Origin of the sequence: Hymenobacter lucidus, from assembly GCF_020447265.1 — a bacterium.
In the GTDB taxonomy this organism is placed as follows: Bacteria; Bacteroidota; Bacteroidia; order Cytophagales; family Hymenobacteraceae; genus Hymenobacter; species Hymenobacter lucidus.
On sequence record NZ_JAJADR010000002.1, the window covers coordinates 224,432 to 241,164 of the forward strand.

General features: G+C 61.5%; 11 protein-coding genes. 6 read left to right on the forward strand and 5 right to left on the reverse strand.

Annotated elements, in window-relative coordinates; genetic code table 11:
- Window positions 1–13 precede the first annotated feature (13 nt).
- The 4 genes from LGH74_RS07685 (at window position 14) to LGH74_RS07700 (ending at window position 5,843) form a co-directional block, all read left to right on the forward strand.
- The gene (locus LGH74_RS07685) at window positions 14–1,729 is read left to right on the forward strand and encodes a RagB/SusD family nutrient uptake outer membrane protein (protein WP_226174149.1); all 1,716 of its coding nucleotides are present in this window, start codon (window positions 14–16) and stop codon (window positions 1,727–1,729) included.
- A 170-nt stretch (window positions 1,730–1,899) separates the two neighbouring features.
- Entirely contained in the window at window positions 1,900–3,234 is a 1,335-nt protein-coding gene (locus LGH74_RS07690; protein WP_226174151.1) for a sugar porter family MFS transporter, read from the forward strand.
- A gap of 129 nt (window positions 3,235–3,363) precedes the next feature.
- Complete coding sequence (locus tag LGH74_RS07695) at window positions 3,364–4,257, forward strand: carbohydrate kinase family protein (protein WP_226174159.1); 894 nt, start codon at window positions 3,364–3,366, stop codon at window positions 4,255–4,257.
- Window positions 4,258–4,322: 65 nt separating this feature from the next.
- Window positions 4,323–5,843, forward strand: coding sequence for a glycoside hydrolase family 32 protein (locus LGH74_RS07700; protein WP_226174161.1), 1,521 nt, complete (start codon window positions 4,323–4,325; stop codon window positions 5,841–5,843).
- Between the two features lie 497 nt (window positions 5,844–6,340).
- Here LGH74_RS07700 and LGH74_RS07705 read toward each other — a convergent pair whose 3' ends face one another.
- The 5 genes from LGH74_RS07705 to LGH74_RS07725 form a co-directional block, all read right to left on the reverse strand.
- A complete protein-coding gene (locus LGH74_RS07705) occupies window positions 6,341–7,840 on the reverse strand; it encodes an NCS1 family nucleobase:cation symporter-1 (RefSeq protein ID WP_226174163.1) in 1,500 nt (499 codons plus the stop codon).
- A 232-nt stretch (window positions 7,841–8,072) separates the two neighbouring features.
- Window positions 8,073–9,683, reverse strand: a complete 1,611-nt coding sequence (locus LGH74_RS07710) for a family 43 glycosylhydrolase (protein ID WP_226174165.1) — start codon at window positions 9,681–9,683, stop codon at window positions 8,073–8,075.
- Between the two features lie 260 nt (window positions 9,684–9,943).
- On the reverse strand, window positions 9,944–11,005 hold the full coding sequence (locus LGH74_RS07715) for a glycoside hydrolase family 43 protein (RefSeq protein ID WP_226174167.1): 1,062 nt from the start codon (window positions 11,003–11,005) through the stop codon (window positions 9,944–9,946).
- A 5-nt stretch (window positions 11,006–11,010) separates the two neighbouring features.
- A complete protein-coding gene (locus LGH74_RS07720; RefSeq protein ID WP_226174169.1) occupies window positions 11,011–12,102 on the reverse strand; it encodes a glycoside hydrolase 5 family protein in 1,092 nt (363 codons plus the stop codon).
- Window positions 12,103–12,162: 60 nt separating this feature from the next.
- Window positions 12,163–13,266 carry a LacI family DNA-binding transcriptional regulator gene (locus tag LGH74_RS07725; RefSeq protein WP_226174171.1) on the reverse strand — a complete coding sequence of 368 codons (1,104 nt, stop codon included), beginning with the start codon at window positions 13,264–13,266 and terminating at the stop codon, window positions 12,163–12,165.
- A 323-nt stretch (window positions 13,267–13,589) separates the two neighbouring features.
- Here LGH74_RS07725 and LGH74_RS07730 point away from each other — a divergent pair, with 323 nt between their 5' ends.
- Together LGH74_RS07730 and LGH74_RS07735 are read left to right on the forward strand one after the other, a co-directional pair.
- Window positions 13,590–15,710: an alpha-L-arabinofuranosidase C-terminal domain-containing protein gene (locus LGH74_RS07730; RefSeq protein ID WP_226174172.1), complete on the forward strand. Its 2,121-nt coding sequence runs from the start codon at window positions 13,590–13,592 to the stop codon at window positions 15,708–15,710.
- 18 nt (window positions 15,711–15,728) lie between these two features.
- On the forward strand, window positions 15,729–16,730 hold the full coding sequence (locus LGH74_RS07735) for a glycoside hydrolase family 43 protein (RefSeq protein WP_226174174.1): 1,002 nt from the start codon (window positions 15,729–15,731) through the stop codon (window positions 16,728–16,730).
- Window positions 16,731–16,733 lie beyond the last annotated feature (3 nt).

Sequence of the window (16,733 nt, forward strand, 5' to 3'; positions counted from 1 at the left end):
GTCTCCAATTCCCATGAAATTCTTCAAATCCAGCATTCTGGCGCTTTCGCTGCTTGGCCTCTCAGTGAGCTGCAACGATAAGGACTTTCTCGACGTGCAGCCCATCGGGGCGTTGAGCGACGAGCAGCTCAACTCGCCGGCCAACATCGACAAGCAGGTTATTGCCGCTTACTCCCAGCTCGGCAACGACGTGTACCGCGCCCCCTACACCAGCATGTGGCCCTACGGCAACGTGCGCGGCGGCGACGCCTACAAGGGCGGCAACGGCACGGCCGACGTGGACGCGTTTCACTTCTACGAAACCTTTACCTTCAACCGCGTCGACGTGGGCAACACCGACGAGCTGTGGTTTCTGATTTACATCGGCATTTCGCGCTGCAACGACGCGCTACGCCGCCTCAACGCCGTGGATGCCACGGCTATGCCCACCAAGGCCGTGCGTCAGGGCGAGGTACGCTTCCTGCGCGGGCACTACTATTTCCTGCTCAAGGAGTTGTTTAAGCGCGTGCCCTACATCGACGAAACCGTGCCCACCGACCAGTACGCTACTGTTTCGAACGTGGCGCTGAGCAACGACGAGCTGTGGACCAAGCTGGCCGACGACTTCCGCTTTGCCGTGGCCAACCTGCCCGATAACCAGCCCGAAATTGGGCGGGCCAATAAGGCGGCGGCCCGGGCTTACCTGGCCAAAACCCTGCTCTACCAGGCCTACGTGCAGAACGACGCCCACGCGGTAACCAGCATCGACGCGGCCAGGCTGCAGGAAGTGGTAACGCTCTGCGACCAGGTAATTCCGAAGCACGCGCTGCACCCCGACTTTGCCACCAACTTCCTGACTGCAGGCGACAATGGCTCGGAGTCGGTGTTTGCCATCCAGTTTTCGCGCAACGACGGCACGCCCAAGGGCCGCACCCAACGCGGCAACGAGCTGAGCTACCCCATGAACCCCGACTACGGCTGCTGCGGCTTTCACCAGCCCAGCCAGAACCTGGTCAACGCCTTCAAGACCGACGCGCAGGGTCTGCCGCTGTTTGCCACCTTCAACAACGCGGACCTGACCACCCCGGCCGACTTCCAGAACAACACCGTGGACCCGCGCCTCGACCACACGGTAGCCATTCCGAGCCATCCCTACAAGTACGCGCCCACGTTCGTGTTTGAAACTTCCTGGCTGCGCGACCAGAACACCTACGGCGTGTATATGTCGATGAAGGAAAACGTGCTGCCCTCCGACCCGAGCTTTCAGAAAACGCCGCCGTTTATGAGCTCCTCCAAAAACTGGGCGCTGATCCGGCTGGCCGACGTGCTGCTCTGGAAGGCCGAGGCCCTGATTGAGCTCAACCGCGCCGCCGAAGCCCGGCCCCTCATCAACCAGATCAGGGCGCGGGCTCAGAAAAGCACCGCCCGCCTCAAAAACGCCGCCGGCGCCGGCATTTCCAACTACCTCATCGGCGAATACCCGGCTGCCAACTGGACCCAGGACTACGCCCGCCAGGCCCTGCGCTACGAGCGGCGGATGGAGTTTGCCATGGAAGGCTTCCGCTTCTTCGACCTGGTGCGCTGGGGCATTGCCGGCGACTACCTGAACGCTTACTTCGACAAGGAAAAAGCCAAGCGCCAGTACCTGCGCGACGCCCGCTTCACCAAGGGCCGCGACGAATACCTGCCCATTCCGCTCAACCAGATCAACTTCAGCAAAGGCGTCTACAAGCAGAATCCGGGCTGGTAGTTCGCCTCACCCCTAGCCCCTCTCCGAAAAAGGAGAGGGGAACTAGCTTTTAGTCTTATTCTTTTCAGTTCCGCACCTACCAGACTAGCTCTAACAACTAGCTAGTTCCCCCTCTCCTTTTCGGAGAGGGGGCTAGGGGGTGAGGCGCACGGCAACGAATTACATTTCTAATGAAAAACAGCAACGTCTTTTTCTGGTCCTTGGTCGTGGCGCTGGGGGGCTTCCTCTTCGGCTTCGATACGGCCGTAATTTCCGGAGCCGAGAAGGCCATTCAGCAGCTCTGGCAGCTGAGCGCCGTGGAGCACGGCTTCACCATTGCCATTGCCCTAATTGGCACCGTGTTCGGAGCTATTTTCGGCGGTATTCCTTCGGATAAATTTGGCCGCCGCCAGACGCTCATCGGCATTGCCGTGCTCTACCTAGTATCGGCGGTGGGCGCGGCCGTGACGTCGAACTGGATTCTGTTCATGCTTTTCCGGTTTCTGGGCGGGCTGGGCGTAGGCGCCTCGTCGGTGACGGCCCCGCTCTACATTTCTGAAGTCTCGCCAGCCGCCAAGCGGGGCCGGATGGTGGCTATGTTTCAGTTCAACATCGTGTTCGGCATTCTGACGGCCTACCTTTCTAACTACCTGCTGACCGGCGTAGGCGAAAATGACTGGCGCTGGATGCTGGGCGTGCAGGCCTTCCCGGCCCTGGCGTTTTTCCTGCTGCTGTTCCGGGTGCCCGAAAGTCCGCGCTGGCTGCTGGGCCAGGGCCGCGTGGAGGAAGGCCGCGCCATCATGCACCGCATCAGCCCCGATACTGCCGACGCCGAGGTAACCACCATCCTGACCAGCAACGCGGCCGACGAAGCGGCCGGTGGCGAGTCGCTGTTTGCGCGCCAGTACCGCACGCCGGTGCTGCTGGCGGTGCTGTTTGCGGTGTTCAACCAGGTTTCGGGCATCAACGCCATTATCTACTATGCCCCGCGCATCTTCGAAATGACCGGCCTGGGCAAAGGCTCGGCCCTGCTCTCGTCGGCCGGTATCGGGCTGGTCAACTTTCTCTTCACGCTGCTGGCCATGAACTTCATCGACCGGTTTGGCCGCCGCAAGCTCATGCTTATCGGCTCCTTCGGCCTCATTGCCACGCTAGGCCTGGTGGCCCGCTCCTTTTACTCCCAGGATTTCAGCGAGCTGAATGGCATGCTGGTACCGGTGCTGCTCTTCGTCTACATTGCCTTTTTCGCCTTTTCGCAGGGGGCCGTTATCTGGGTGTTCATCTCCGAAATTTTCCCCAACACGGTGCGGGCCAAGGGCCAGGCGCTAGGCTCCTCTACCCACTGGGTGCTGGCCGCCATTATTGCCTTTGCTTTCCCCTACTTCGCCGAGAAGCTCGGCGGCGGCCACACCTTTCTGTTTTTCTGCTCGATGATGGTGCTGCAGCTGATTTTCGTGTGGCGCTTCATGCCCGAAACCAAAGGCACCAGCTTGGAGCAGTTGGAAAAAACGCTCGTTGTGCATTAAATCTAGCCAGTCCGTCATGCTGAGCTTGTCGAAGCATCTTTAACGCTTCGTTGCCACAGTAATTAAGTAGCACTGTGGTAGAGATGCTTCGACAAGCTCAGCATGACGTTCTCCTAACTCTACGTTCTCATGTCTAAAAACATAGTCTGCTTCGGCGAAATACTCTGGGACGTGCTGCCCACCGGCCGGCAGCCCGGCGGGGCGCCCTTCAACGTGGCCGTGCACCTGCACCAACTGGGTGTGCCGGCCCGGCTTATCAGCCGCGTCGGTGATGACGAGCTGGGCACCGAGCTACTCGACTTCGTAGCCAGCAAAGGCCTGGGCACCGACTACGTGCAGCGCGGCAAAACCCACCTCACCGGGGTGGTAAAAGCCAACGTGGACGACGCCAACGAGGTAACCTACAAGATAGTGCACCCCGTAGCCTGGGACTACGTGCAGCACGAGGCCACCCTCGACGCGCTGGTGGAGCAAGCCGCCATGTTCGTGTACGGGAGCCTCTCGGCCCGCAGCCCGGCCACCCGCGAAACGCTCTACCGCCTGCTGGAGCATGCCCGCTTCCGGGTATTCGACGTGAATATGCGCCCGCCGCACTACTCCAAGGAAGTGGTGAAATACCTGCTCGGCAAGGCCGATCTGGTGAAGATGAACCACCACGAGCTGGCCGAAATCATGAGCTGGTTTGGCCACGAAACCGACAAGGCCGCCGCCATGCAGTGGCTGGCCACCCGCTTCGGACTGCAGGCCGTGTGCGTTACCTGCGGGGCCGATGGGGCCCTGCTCTGGACCAACAACCAGCTCTACCGCGCCCCCGGCGTGCCGGTGCAGGTGAAAGATACCATCGGCAGCGGCGACTCATTCCTGGCCGCCCTGCTAAAGGGCTGGCTGGCCGGGCAGGAGCCGGGCGAATGCCTGCGCTTTGCCTGTGCCACCGGCGCGCTGGTAGCCACCCACCTCGGGGCCACGCCCGCCTTCACCGAGGCCGAGGTACACGCGCTACTGGCCGCACAGCACGTTTCGTAGCTACATCCGGAACGGGCTGCTCTATCTGGCGTGCTTTTAAACAACCGACCTTTCTTATTCCGCCCATGAAAAAATCCTTCCTGCTGGCCCTTTCCCTGTCGTTGGTGGCGCAGCTAAGCCAGGCCCAGACGGCCGCGCCCCTGCCGCCGGCCACGCCGCAGTACCGGCCGAGCTACCACTTCTCGCCGGCCAAAATGTGGATGAACGACCCCAACGGCATGGTGTACTATAAGGGCACCTACCACCTCTTTTTCCAGCACTACCCCGAAGCTATGGTGTGGGGCCCGATGCACTGGGGCCACGCCACCAGCAAAGACCTGGTGCATTGGCAGGAGCAGCCCATTGCGCTGTTTCCCGATAAGCTGGGCTGGATTTTCTCGGGCAGCGCTGTCATCGATGAGAACAACACGGCGGGCTTCGGCAAGAATGCCATGGTGGCCATCTTCACCCACCACAACGACCCGGAGGAAAAGAAAAAAACCAACAAGCACCAGTACCAAAGCCTGGCCTACAGCCTCGACGAGGGCCAGACCTGGACGAAATACGCCGGCAACCCCGTACTGCCCAACCCCGGCATCCAGGATTTCCGGGACCCGAAAGTGAGCTGGAACACCGTGGCTAAGAAGTGGATTATGACCCTGGCCACCAAAGACCGGATTACGTTTTACTCCTCGCCCAACCTAAAAAACTGGACCAAGGAAAGTGAGTTTGGTGAGAAGCTCGGCGCCCACGGCGGCGTGTGGGAATGTCCCGACCTGTTTCCGCTCACCCTCGACGGCAAGCAGCAGTGGGTATTGCTGGTCAGCATCAACCCCGGCGGGCCCAACGGCGGCTCGGCCACGCAGTACTTTATCGGGCAGTTTGACGGTAAAAAGTTTACGCCTGCCAGCACCCAAACCCGGTGGGTAGACTACGGCAAGGACAACTACGCCGGCGTGACTTACGCCGGCACCGGCCCGCGCCGCATCTTCCAGGGCTGGATGAGCAACTGGGAATACGCCAACCAGGTGCCCACCTCGCCCTGGCGCAACGCCATGACCGTGCCCCGGGAGCTGGCCCTGCGCAAAGTCGGCCAGGAGGTGTTTCTGACTTCGCAGCCAGTGAAGGAAGTAGCGCAACTGATGCAGCCCGGCGGCGTAACGCTGCAAAACCTGACCGTAAGCAAAGAGCTGGACCTAAGCGGCAAGCTGTCCGGCCTCGGCGACAAATTCCAGCTGAAGCTCAGCACCCGGCAGCTCACCGATTTTGCCCTAGTGCTGGCCAATACCAAGGGCGAAGAGCTGGTCATCGGCTACGATAAGAAAGCCAACGAATACTACGTCGACCGCAGCAAAGCCGGGCTGGCTGGCTTCAGCTCCACATTCGCGGGCCGCCACCCCGGCCCCCGCCGCGCCACCACTCCCGCCGCCGACCTCACGCTGCTCGTCGATGCCAGCTCGGTAGAAGTATTCGCCGACAACGGCCTGACGGCCCTCACGGAACTCTTTTTCCCGACGCAGACGCTCAGCAGCATCAAGATAAAATCTGAAGCCGGGCTGGTTATCAGTGAGCTAAGCTACATCCGGCTGGCCCCTGACGCGAAGTAGCGTGGGGCTTTCTCTTTAGTTTTCCCCGCCATCCTGCTTCGTCATGCGCAGGCTATTCGACGAAGCCTCAACAGGCGGGCCGACAGTATTCAGGCCCACACAACCGTGGCGGGCACCCGGGCAAAGAGCGGAGCATCTGCCACGACTGTGACAGGCACTCCCGAAAAGCGCGGGGCACCTGTCACAGTCGTGGCAAGTACTCGTGAAAAGGACGGCGTACCTGTCACGACTGTGACAGGTCCTCGTGAAAAGCGCGGGGCGCCTGTCACGACTGTGAGGGATATTTCACGCTTTTCACGAGGACCTATCACAGTTTTCATGGCTGCTCCTGAAGAACACGGGGCAGTCGGGAAACGATACGCAGGCAAGCGAAAAAGCCCTTTACTACCGCGGTAGTAAAGGGCTTTTTGGCAACAGGACGTGCCTACCTGCGCAGAGGACGGATTGCTTCGCGTTGCTCGCAATGACGCGGGCCGTTGAACGTCAAACTCACTATCTCACAATTTCACCATCTCACTGGCCGGGGCCCGCTGTTCCTGGGCCATGAGCAGCATATAAATACCGCCTGACACGAAGAAGCCCACAAACCAGGCGTAATCGTAGATGGCCACCAGCGCGGGCCAGAGCGTCTGCTTGTCGACGGCGCCGATGGCGGCCAGAAAGCCCGGGATGTTGGGCAGAATGCCGATGATAAGGGCCACGACAGCGCGCATATTGTAGCCGTTGCGGTAAGCATACTGGCCGTGGTACTGGTACAGCTCGGGCACGTCGAGGTGCTCTTTGCGCAGCAGGTAATAATCGGCCAGCATGATGCCACCGATGGGCCCGAGCAGGCCCGAGTAGCCCACGAGCCAGGTAAAGATGAAGCCTGAGGGGTCGGCAATGAGCTTCCAGGGGAAAATCAGCAGGCCAATGACGCCGGTGATGTAGCCACCGGTTTTAAATGAAATCCGCTCCGGGGCCACGTTGGCAAAGTCGTTGGCGGGGCTCACGATGTTGGCGGCAATGTTGGTAGCCAGCGTACTCAGGGCCACGGCCAGCATAGCCACGCTCACCAGTACTTTGCTATCGAACTTACCGGCCAGCACCACCGGGTCCCAGATGGTTTTGCCGTAGATGACAAACGTAGCCGACGTGACGACCACGCCCACGAAGGAAAAAACCGTCATGGACGTGGGCAGCCCCAGGGCCTGCCCCAGCAGTTGGGCCCGCTGGCTGGTAGCATAGCGCGTGAAGTCGGGAATGTTGAGCGAGAGAGTGGCCCAGAAACCCACCATGCCGGTGAGGGAGGGAAAGAAAAACGCCCAGAACGCGGCGCTGCTCGTGAACTTGGCGGGCTGCGCCAGAATCGGGCCCAACCCGTTGCCGGCCGAAATAGCCCACCACAGCAGTGCCAGAGCTGCTACCGGCAGAAAAAACGCCTTGAACACCAACAGCTTCCGGATGCTTTCGACGCCCAGATACACCACGTACATATTGAGCAGCCAGAATATGAAGAACAGGATGGCTGGCCCCGTTGCCAGGCCCCAGGACGCGGGAAACACGGCCGGCAGCGTGGCCAGGGAAGGCACCCACAGCACGCTCATCTGGTACAGCGCAAAGCCACCAATCCAGGTTTGGATGCCAAACCAACCGCAGGCAATAAGGGCACGCAGCAAGGCCGGAATATTGGCCCCACGCACTCCGAAACTGGCCCGGGCCAGCACCGGAAACGGAATACCGTACTTGGTTCCGGCCCGCCCATTGAGCAGCATGGGTAGCAGCACAATGGTGTTGCCCAGGAAAATAGTCAGCAAGGCCTGCCACCAGTTCATACCGCCTTCGATAAGGGAGCTGGCCAGCATGTAAGTCGGAATGCACAGGCTCATACTGATCCAGAGGGCCGCGTAGTTGCCGGTGCCCCAGCTGCGCTGCGCAAGCTCAATCGGGGCCAGATCTTCACTGCTCAAGCCTGGGTCGGCGGCGGTGAGGGTGGCGCTGGAAGTAGACGTATTCATACCGGTACGTTGAGAGGCAAAAGATGGAAAGAAGCGAAGTGGAGCAGCTGCCAAACAGCCCCGCACCTCAGAAGCTGGAGCAACGCCGAAGCCAGCCAAGACCCAATGGCGCGTTTTGGTCCTTAAAGCTAGAATAAATAGGCAGTTAGCCATATTTTTCACGCTCTGTTGCTCGACCAGCCAGTGCAGTTTACCCTACTGGCTGCATTCGTCCGCCACTTTCTCCTGCCGGCTACGGCTGGGGCAGGAGGCTGAAACTCTCGAAGCTGGCACTGGCCGTGGCCGGGCCCTGCACCAGCAGCCCCGCCCGAATACCCCGGTCCCAGGGCGGCAGGAAGCGCCCATCGACGGCCGTGCCACCGGCCGGCAGGTTTTGCCAGCTGGTACCGTTGGCGCTCCAGGCAAACGTAAACTGGCTGCCTTCCCGAGCCTGTAGGCGCAGCTGTACCGACTGCTTAGAGGCCGGCAGTGGCGCTTCGGCCAGCACGGTGGCCTGGCCTTTTTCGGTTTTGGTTAGAAAGAGCTTTTTGCCATCGGTGAGCAGGGCCAGCACGTTGTCCGGGTCGCCGTGGGCAGCCAGTCCGGCCCGGCTGCCGGTGGGCAGGGCGGCCGGGTTGAGCAGCGTGGTAGTAGCAGTGTAGGCGGGCGTGGTGGTGCTCTGGCCCAGGGCTGCGCCGGCGTGGTCGGGGCGGGCCGAGAGCTGTAGGCGGCCGGCCGTGAGCGTAAACACCGGCCGCTGCTCGATAGGCCACTGCCAGGTAGGCAGCAGAGTTTTACCCTCGAACTCATCGGTGAAGCGGCGCGGCGGCGCGGCTTCGGCGGCAACGGGCGTGCTGCCGCCCCGGAAGGCGGGCCAGCCGGAATCGGTCCAGGTGAATTCGCTGAGCACGCCCTGCCGGCCTACGAATTCCTGGCTGCCAGCCTGATAGGCGTGGTGCAGCAAATACCAGCGGCCCTCATGCTCTAGGGCCGTGCCGTGGCCGGGGCACTTCCAGGTGTCGTTGTTGACCAGCACCGGGTTCTGCGCGAATTTCTCCCAGGGTCCCAGCAGGTTTTTGGCCCGGGCCACGCCGGTGGCGTAGGTGCAGCCGCGGCCGCAGCAGCCGTTGCCGGCATAAAAGGCGTAGAAATAGCCGCCGTGGCGCACCATCGACACGCCTTCCACCAGGTTGCCTTCCCAAGTGGCGGGGTCGTTGCGAAACAGCTCCTGCTTCTCCCCTACCAGCGCCGTGCGCGCGTCGTTCAGGCGCTGGGCCCAGATGGGCGTAGGCTGCTGCACGCTGTTGCCGTCTTCCTTCCAGATCAGGTATAGCTGGCCATTTTCGTCGCGCATCGGGAAGCCGTCAATCGAGCCGACGGGCTGGCCCACGAGCGGGCCGTGGTCGGTGTAGGGGCCTTCGGGCCGGGCGGCGCTGGCCACGCCCACGGCCAAGTTGCCGCCGCGCTTGTGGGCCGTGTAGAAGATGTAGGTTTTGCCTTCTTCCTGGCTGATTTCCGGGGCCCAGAAGTAATAGTCGGCCCAGGCCGGCGGGCCCTCCGGAAACACGTGCCCCACCAGCTCCCAGTTCTTCAGGTTCGTCGACTTGAGCAGCGGAAAGGCCGGGCCCCAGTTTGACGACGTGGCCGTGGCCCAGTACGTGTTGCCTACTTTGGCCACCGAGGGGTCGGGAAAGTCGCCGGGCAGCACGGGATTGGGCAAATTTACTGCTGCGGCTGCCTCACTGGCGCGGGTTGCAGTAGCAGTAGTGGTAGTGGCCGTCGGGCGCTGGCAGCCGGCTAGCAGACTCGCTCCGGCGCTCAGCGCCACCAGAATTTTCACACGAATACCTGAGAAGTTTGTCACGGCGGGGAAGGCTGAAAGGTGAATAATGAGGGCAGGTTGCCAGTTTTTTTGATTTTAGACCGTCATCCAGAGGCGGAGCTGAAGCATTTCGCGGGCAATGCCAATCATATACTATTGTGGTAGAAATGCTTCGGCCAGTTTAGCATGACGTTCCTTTCCAACAATAATCAACAACGTCAGCACGCAAGATTCCTCGGACTCTGCTTGAAGCGCAGAATGCTCGGAATGACGCCCAGACGTTATTCCGAGTTACACCGCTTCTACTCGCCCGAGGGCCGGGGCAGCGGCTTGCCGGCGGGCTGGGGCGGGCCAAAGTTGGGAGTGCCGTCGGGGTGCCAGGTGAAGGGCTGCATGCGGGGGCTGCGTCGGTTGCCGCAGCCTTGGTCGGGCTGACTGTTGGCGTGGTAGAGAATCCAGCTTTGGCGGCCGTCGGGCGAAGTAAAGAAGGAGTTGTGGCCCGGCGCGTACACGCCCGCCGCGGTATCCTGCCGAAACACCGGCACCGGCGACTTGGCCCAGGCGCCCGGCTGCAGTAGGTCGGTGCCGGCGGTGGCCGAGAGCATGCCCAGAGCGTAGGAATCGGTCCAGCAGCCGCTGGCCGAGTACACCAGAAACAGCCGGTTGCCGCGGCGCAGGATTTGCGGGCCTTCGTTCACATCCACGTGGGGCGGGTTCTGGGGGTCGTGCAGGTCGCCATCCCGCTCCCAGTAGTACACCGGCGTCGAAATCTTGCTGCGCGGCCCGGCTACCGTCCAGGGGTTTTGCAGGCGGGCAATGTAGATGCACTGCCGCCCATTGGTGTCGCCCTCCCACCCTGACCACAGCAGGTAGAGCCGTCCCTGGTCTTCGAATACCGAGCCGTCGATGGCCCATTTGTTTGTTTCATCGGTAAGCTGGCCCTTGCTCACCCAAGTGCCCTGCGTGGGGTCGGCCGCGCTGTTTTCGAGCACCCAGAGGCGGTGGGTTTGGTTGGTACCGGCGTCAGCGGCATAGTAGAGGTACCACTTTCCCCCGATGAAATGCAGCTCCGGGGCCCAGATGTCGCGCGAATTGGGCCCAGCGGCCGGCGGCGTCCACACGACTTGGCCGGGCACCGTTGCCAGCTGCGTTAGGGACTTGGTTTTCCAGAGCGTGATGTTGATGCCGGTGGTGTGGGTGTAGTAGTAATAGCCCTTGTGGTAAACAGTCCACGGGTCGGCCCCGGCGGGCAGCAGCGGGTTGGTGAAAGTTGCCGTTGCCGGCGCAGCCATTTGGGCCGGTGCGGAGCCAGCCACCAGACTCAGGAGCAGCAATAGTAGCGACCAACGAAGCCAGGTACCCATAGCTGCTACTTGCCGTTCAGCTTCCGAATCAGGTCTACCTCGTCTTGGCGGTAGGGCGTGCCATCGGGCCGGAACACCTCGTGGAACCACTCCACTGGCTCACTTCCATCGGCCAGCGGGGTGTCCCAGGCATACTTGGTGTTGGTTTTGCCCGCCACGAAGCCCCAATTGATGGCCCCCACATTTTCGCGCCGGAGCATGGGCATGATGGTGGCAAAGCGCGAGTTGCGGGGCCGGGCCATGTATTCGGTGCAAATCAGCGGGCGGCCGTAGGTTTTGAGCAACTGCACTACGCGCAGGTGCCAGGCCTCGTCCTCGTAGTTGTGGTAGGTGATAATGTCGGAGTTGCGGATCTGCACGGCGTTGAGCTCAGCAAAATCCCAGGCCCAGAGGCCCACGCTCAGGGGCTGGTCGGGGCGCACCTCGCGGGCCCAGGCAAACACGTTGCGCAGCAGCGGCAGCGAGGCCGTGCGCTTGCCCGAGTTGCCGGGCTCGTTAAACAAGTCCCAGAACAGGATGCGCGGGTCGTGGCTGAATTCGCGCAATACGTCTTGCACGTAGGGCTTGAGCTGTACAAACGTGGCTGAGTCGCGGGAGGCTGGGTCGCCGGGGTCCTGCACCCAGCCCGAGTTGTGGATGCCGGGTTTCGGCGCGGGCTGCAGGCCAGCCTTGGGCTCCTTGTTCCAGCAGTCATCGAAAAAGACGAAAATGGTCTGGATATGGTGTTTGTCGGATAAGGCCAGGTAGTCGCGCACCCGCTTTTTGAAGCCCTGGGAGTCCTGCTGCCAGGCCAGGCTGTGCAGAAACACACGCATGGTGTTAAAGCCGATGCCCTCGGCTAGGCCCAGCTCCCGGTCGATGGTGGCGGGGTCGAAGGTGGCGGCCTGCCACATTTCGAGCTGGTTGATGGCCGTGCTGGGCGCGAAGTTGGCCCCGCTGATCCAGGGGTGGGCTTTGTACCAAGCCTGGGCCTTGGCGGCCGGCCACACCGCGGCGGCTTCCACCGCCCCCGCGCCCTTCAGCTTGACTTTGCTTTTCTGGGCAAATGTGCCGTTGGCAGCCAATAACAGCCACAGCAAAAGGAATACTTTTCTCATGGGCAGGAATTTTTGGTTGGGTCGGAGCGGGGGGCAGAAAGCAGGGCACAAGGGAAGCCGCTACGGCGTAAAAGAGCTAACCAGTTTGCCGGCCGGCAGCCGGGCTTCGGGCTGCCGCAGGGAGGAGTTGCGCACTAGCAGCTCGGGACGCAGGGCCACCTGCCGGGGCGTAAAAGGCGCGCCGTCGGCATCAATTACCTCCAGCAGCAGCCGCACGGCCGCCTGACCCATTTCCTCGCAACGTTGGTCGATGGAAGTCATGGCCGGCTCGGCGATGAGCGTAAAGGCCTCGTTGCTGAAGCCGGTAATGGCAATATCATCGGGCACAGTGAGACCCTGGCGGCGCGCTTCCTGCATGGCGCCCAGCGCGCTGTAGTCGCCGGCGGCAAACACGGCGTCGGGCGGCTCGGGCAAAGACAGCAACTCGCGCATGGCCGCAATTCCCTGCTCCTGGTTCATGTCGGAGTAATGAATCAGGGCTTCGTCGAGGGGAATTCCGGCTTCAGCCAGCGCATCGAGGTAGCCCTGGCGGCGGTTTTTGTAGATGTTCAGGTGCTGGGGGCCAGCCAGGTGGGCAATGCGGCGGCAGCCCTGACTCAGCAGGTGGCGTGTGGAAACGTAGCCGCCTTCCTGGTCGTCGAGCACTACGGCATTCACTTTGTCGCCCTCCACGATACGGTCGAAAAACACCAGGGGCAGGCCCCGGCTGCGCACTTTCTCGAAGTGGCGAAAATCGAGCGTGGTGCGCGACAACGACACCAGAATACCCGCTACCTGGGCGCTAAGCAGGATTTCGAGGTTGCGCCGCTCCTGGGCCACGTCTTCGTTCGACTGGCAGATGATGACGTTGTAGCCGGCCTTGCTGGCGGCCGTTTCGATGCCGTGGACTACCGAGGGAAAAAAGCGGCCCTCAATGTAGGGCACGATAATGCCGATAAGCTGGCTTTTGCCCTTGCGCAACGCTGAGGCCAGGCGGTTGGGCTGGTAGTTGTACTTTTTGGCCAGCTTGAGCACCCGCTGCTTCATGGCCGGTCCGATACTGTGATGGTCGCTCAAGGCCCGGGAAATGGTCGTCATCGACACACCCAGCTCCCGGGCCAGGTCGGCCATCGATACGGGGCTGGTGGTAGTTGGTTCGGGGGCTTGTTTTTTTCGGGGAGCCATAAAGGGGAGATACTACACAATGCTTTGTGTAAAGATAGTATTATCTGTTATCCATCATAATGAAACGGCCTGTTTCGTGCGTTGTTGAGCTTGTCGAGGCCAGCATGCCGGTAGTGGCCATTGAAGCTTCAAGCAGCACTTCGCACGAAATTTTGCCGGACAGGCAGCCGATGTTGTGAATTTCTTATTACTTTACACAATCGATTGTGCCTATTAAAACCCGGTATTTCTCACCAACCCGGCGACGGCAGCCTTAAAAAGCGGCCCAGGCACTCCCGACGCAGACAGCTGCTACTCCGCGCTTCGTCATTTCAACTCTCCATATGCCCACCTTCCTTCCCACCCGATTTGCGCAGTTGGCCAGTGGCCTCACCTTGTGCAGCACCCTCAGCCTCGCTCCGGCCCTGGCCCAGCCCACCAAGCCCACGGCCGCCAATACCCTCACGGTGCAGGTCAACAAGCCCGGCGCACCCATCGCCAAAACGATGTACGGCTTGTTTTTTGAGGACATCAACTTCGCCGCCGACGGCGGGCTGTACCCCGAGCTGGTCAAAAACAAGTCGTTTGAACTCGACGAGCACCTGCTCGGCTGGCGCGGCATCCGGGGCGCGGCGGCGCTGTCGACTTACACCGTGTCGGGCCAGCAGCCGATTAGCGCCACCAACCGCCACTTTCTGCGCATGACGGCCGCCACGGCCAGCCCCGACGCGGGCTTTATTAATGAAGGCTTCCGGGGCATGGGCATCAAGCAGAGCGCCGAATACACGTTTTCGGTGTATCTGCGGCGCGGACCGGGCAGCGTGAGCGGCCTGAACGTGACCTTGGAAGAGGATGGCCAGCGCGGGGCGGGCCCCGAAGCGGCCGGCTCGGGCCGGGTGCTGGCCCAGACCAAAATTACGGGCCTCACCGGCGAATGGAAAAAGTATACGGCCGTGCTTAAAGCATCGGGCACGGCGCCCCGGGCCCGCCTCAAGCTCACGATGGAAGGCACCGGCACCCTGGATCTGGACGTGGTGAGTTTGTTTCCGAAAGACACCTGGAACAAGCGCGAAAACGGCCTGCGCACCGACCTAGTGCAGCTGCTTAAAGATATGAACCCGGGCTTCCTGCGCTTTCCTGGCGGCTGCATCGTGGAGGGCCGCAACCTGACCGAGCGCTACCAGTGGAAGGAAACCATCGGCGACGTGGCCACCCGCGTGCCGCTGGTCAACCGCTGGAACATGGAGTTTAAGCACCGCTCAACGCCCGACTACTACCAATCATTTGGCCTGGGCTTCTTCGAGTATTTCCAGCTTTCCGAGGACATCGGGGCTGAGCCCGTCCCGATTCTGAACGTGGGCATGGCCTGCCAGTTCAACTCGGCTGAGCTGGCCCCGTTTACCGGCAGCACGGCCGGCGGACCGAGTGCGCCCACGGCCCCGAGTGGCCACAACCACGCCGACGATGACCCGACGCTGGAAACCTTTATTCAGGACGCGCTGGATCTGATTGAGTTTGCCAACGGTCCGGCCAGTAGCCCCTGGGGCGCCAAACGCGTAGCCATGGGCCACGCCGCGCCCTTCAACCTCAAGTTTATCGGTATCGGCAACGAGCAGTGGGGCCCGCAGTATCTGGAGCGCTACGAGCCGTTTATGAAGGCCGTGAAAGCCAAGTACCCCGGTATCAACATCGTGAGCAGCGCCGGCCCGAGCCCCGACGGGGAGCTGTTTGACAAGGCCAGCCAGCGGCTGCGCGAGCTGAAGGCCGAGGTAATCGACGAGCACTACTACGCCAAGCCCGAGTGGTTTCGGCAGAACGTGGGCCGCTACGACAACTACCCGACCACCGGCACCAAGATCTTCGCCGGCGAGTATGCCGCCCAGAGCGTGGCCATCGGCAGCCCCGACAACAAGAACAGCTGGGACTGCGCCATTTCGGAAGCGGCCTTCATGACGGGCCTGGAGCGCAACGCCGACAAGGTAATTATGGCCTCCTACGCCCCGCTCTTCGCCCATGTGGACGCCTGGCAGTGGACGCCCGACATGATCTGGTTTGACAACCTGCGCTCCTACGGCACGCCCAACTACTACGTGCAAAAAATGTATTCCACCAACCCCGGCACCACCATGCTGCCGGTGCAGCGCGGCGAAAATGCCAAAAACGGCCATGACAACCTGTTTAGCAGCGCCGTAGCCGACGACAAAACCGGCGAAATCATCGTGAAGCTGGTGAACTACTCTACCGAGGCGCGGCCAGTAAGCATCAACCTGCAGGGCGTGAAAAAGCTGGGCAAAACCGGTAAAGCTACCGTACTGGCCAGCAACGACTTGAATGCCGTAAATACCCTGGATCAGCCGCTGAACGTGGCGCCCAAAGATGAGTCGTTCAAGGTGGGTTCGGCCAGTGTAACCTACACGCTGGCCCCGCACTCCTTCACGGTGCTGCGCATTCCTGGCAAGCGCTAAGCGTTGATTCGTACCGCTATGAAAACGAATCCAAGGTCCGCTTTCCGCCCGCTGCTCACTGGTCTGCTGCTCGCGGCGGCTCCTACCCTGGCCCCGCAGGTAGCGCGGGGCCAGGCCGCACCGGTGCCAGTAGCCGCCAACCCCATCATCAAGGACAAATACACCGCCGACCCCGCCGCGTTGGTTTACAACGGCACGGTGTACCTCTACGCCGGCCACGACGAAGCCCCAGCCCGGCAGGAACGCTACGTGATGAACGAGTGGCTCTGCTATTCTTCAACCGACATGGTGAGCTGGCAAGAGCACCCCTCACCGCTGAGCGTCAAGGCCTTTGCCTGGGCCAAGGCCGATGCCTGGGCCTCCCAAGTGATTGAGCGTAATGGCAAGTTCTATTTGTACGCGGCCGTGGAGCACGGCACCATTCCGGGCAAAAGTATCGGCGTGGCCGTGGCCGATAGTCCCACCGGGCCTTTCAAAGACGCGCGGGGCTCGGCCCTGATTACCAACGACATGACCACCCAGGCCAAGATCAGCTGGGACGATATTGACCCCACCGTGTTCATCGACGGCAAGGGCCAGGCGTATCTGTACTGGGGCAATACGATTTGCTACTGGGCCAAGCTCAAGCCCAACATGACCGAACTCGACGGGCCCATCAACCAGATTACGACCCTGCCCGGCTTCACCGAAGCGCCCTGGCTGCACAAGGCCAATGGTTGGTACTACCTGAGCTACGCCTACCAGTTTCCGGAAAAAATAGCCTACGCCATGAGCCGCAGCCCGGAAGGCCCGTGGGAATTTAAGGGCCTGCTGAACGAGGTGGCCGGCAATTCCAACACCAACCACCAGTCGATTATCGAGTTCAAGGGCCGGCCCTACTTCATCTACCACAACGGCAGCATCCCCACCGACGGCGGCTCGTTCCGCCGCTCCGTCTGCATCGACTACCTCTACTATAACAAGGACGGCACGATGAAACGGGTGCAGATGACCACCGAAGGCGTGAAGCCGGCGAAGTAACCG

Coding starts and splice junctions, on each gene's coding strand:
- LGH74_RS07685 (WP_226174149.1), top strand. CDS start 14: ATGAAATTCTTCAAATCCAGCATTCTGGCGCTTTCGCTGCTTGGCCTC.
- LGH74_RS07690 (WP_226174151.1), top strand. CDS start 1,900: ATGAAAAACAGCAACGTCTTTTTCTGGTCCTTGGTCGTGGCGCTGGGG.
- LGH74_RS07695 (WP_226174159.1), top strand. CDS start 3,364: ATGTCTAAAAACATAGTCTGCTTCGGCGAAATACTCTGGGACGTGCTG.
- LGH74_RS07700 (WP_226174161.1), top strand. CDS start 4,323: ATGAAAAAATCCTTCCTGCTGGCCCTTTCCCTGTCGTTGGTGGCGCAG.
- LGH74_RS07705 (WP_226174163.1), bottom strand. CDS start 7,840: ATGAATACGTCTACTTCCAGCGCCACCCTCACCGCCGCCGACCCAGGC.
- LGH74_RS07715 (WP_226174167.1), bottom strand. CDS start 11,005: ATGGGTACCTGGCTTCGTTGGTCGCTACTATTGCTGCTCCTGAGTCTG.
- LGH74_RS07720 (WP_226174169.1), bottom strand. CDS start 12,102: ATGAGAAAAGTATTCCTTTTGCTGTGGCTGTTATTGGCTGCCAACGGC.
- LGH74_RS07725 (WP_226174171.1), bottom strand. CDS start 13,266: ATGGCTCCCCGAAAAAAACAAGCCCCCGAACCAACTACCACCAGCCCC.
- LGH74_RS07730 (WP_226174172.1), top strand. CDS start 13,590: ATGCCCACCTTCCTTCCCACCCGATTTGCGCAGTTGGCCAGTGGCCTC.
- LGH74_RS07735 (WP_226174174.1), top strand. CDS start 15,729: ATGAAAACGAATCCAAGGTCCGCTTTCCGCCCGCTGCTCACTGGTCTG.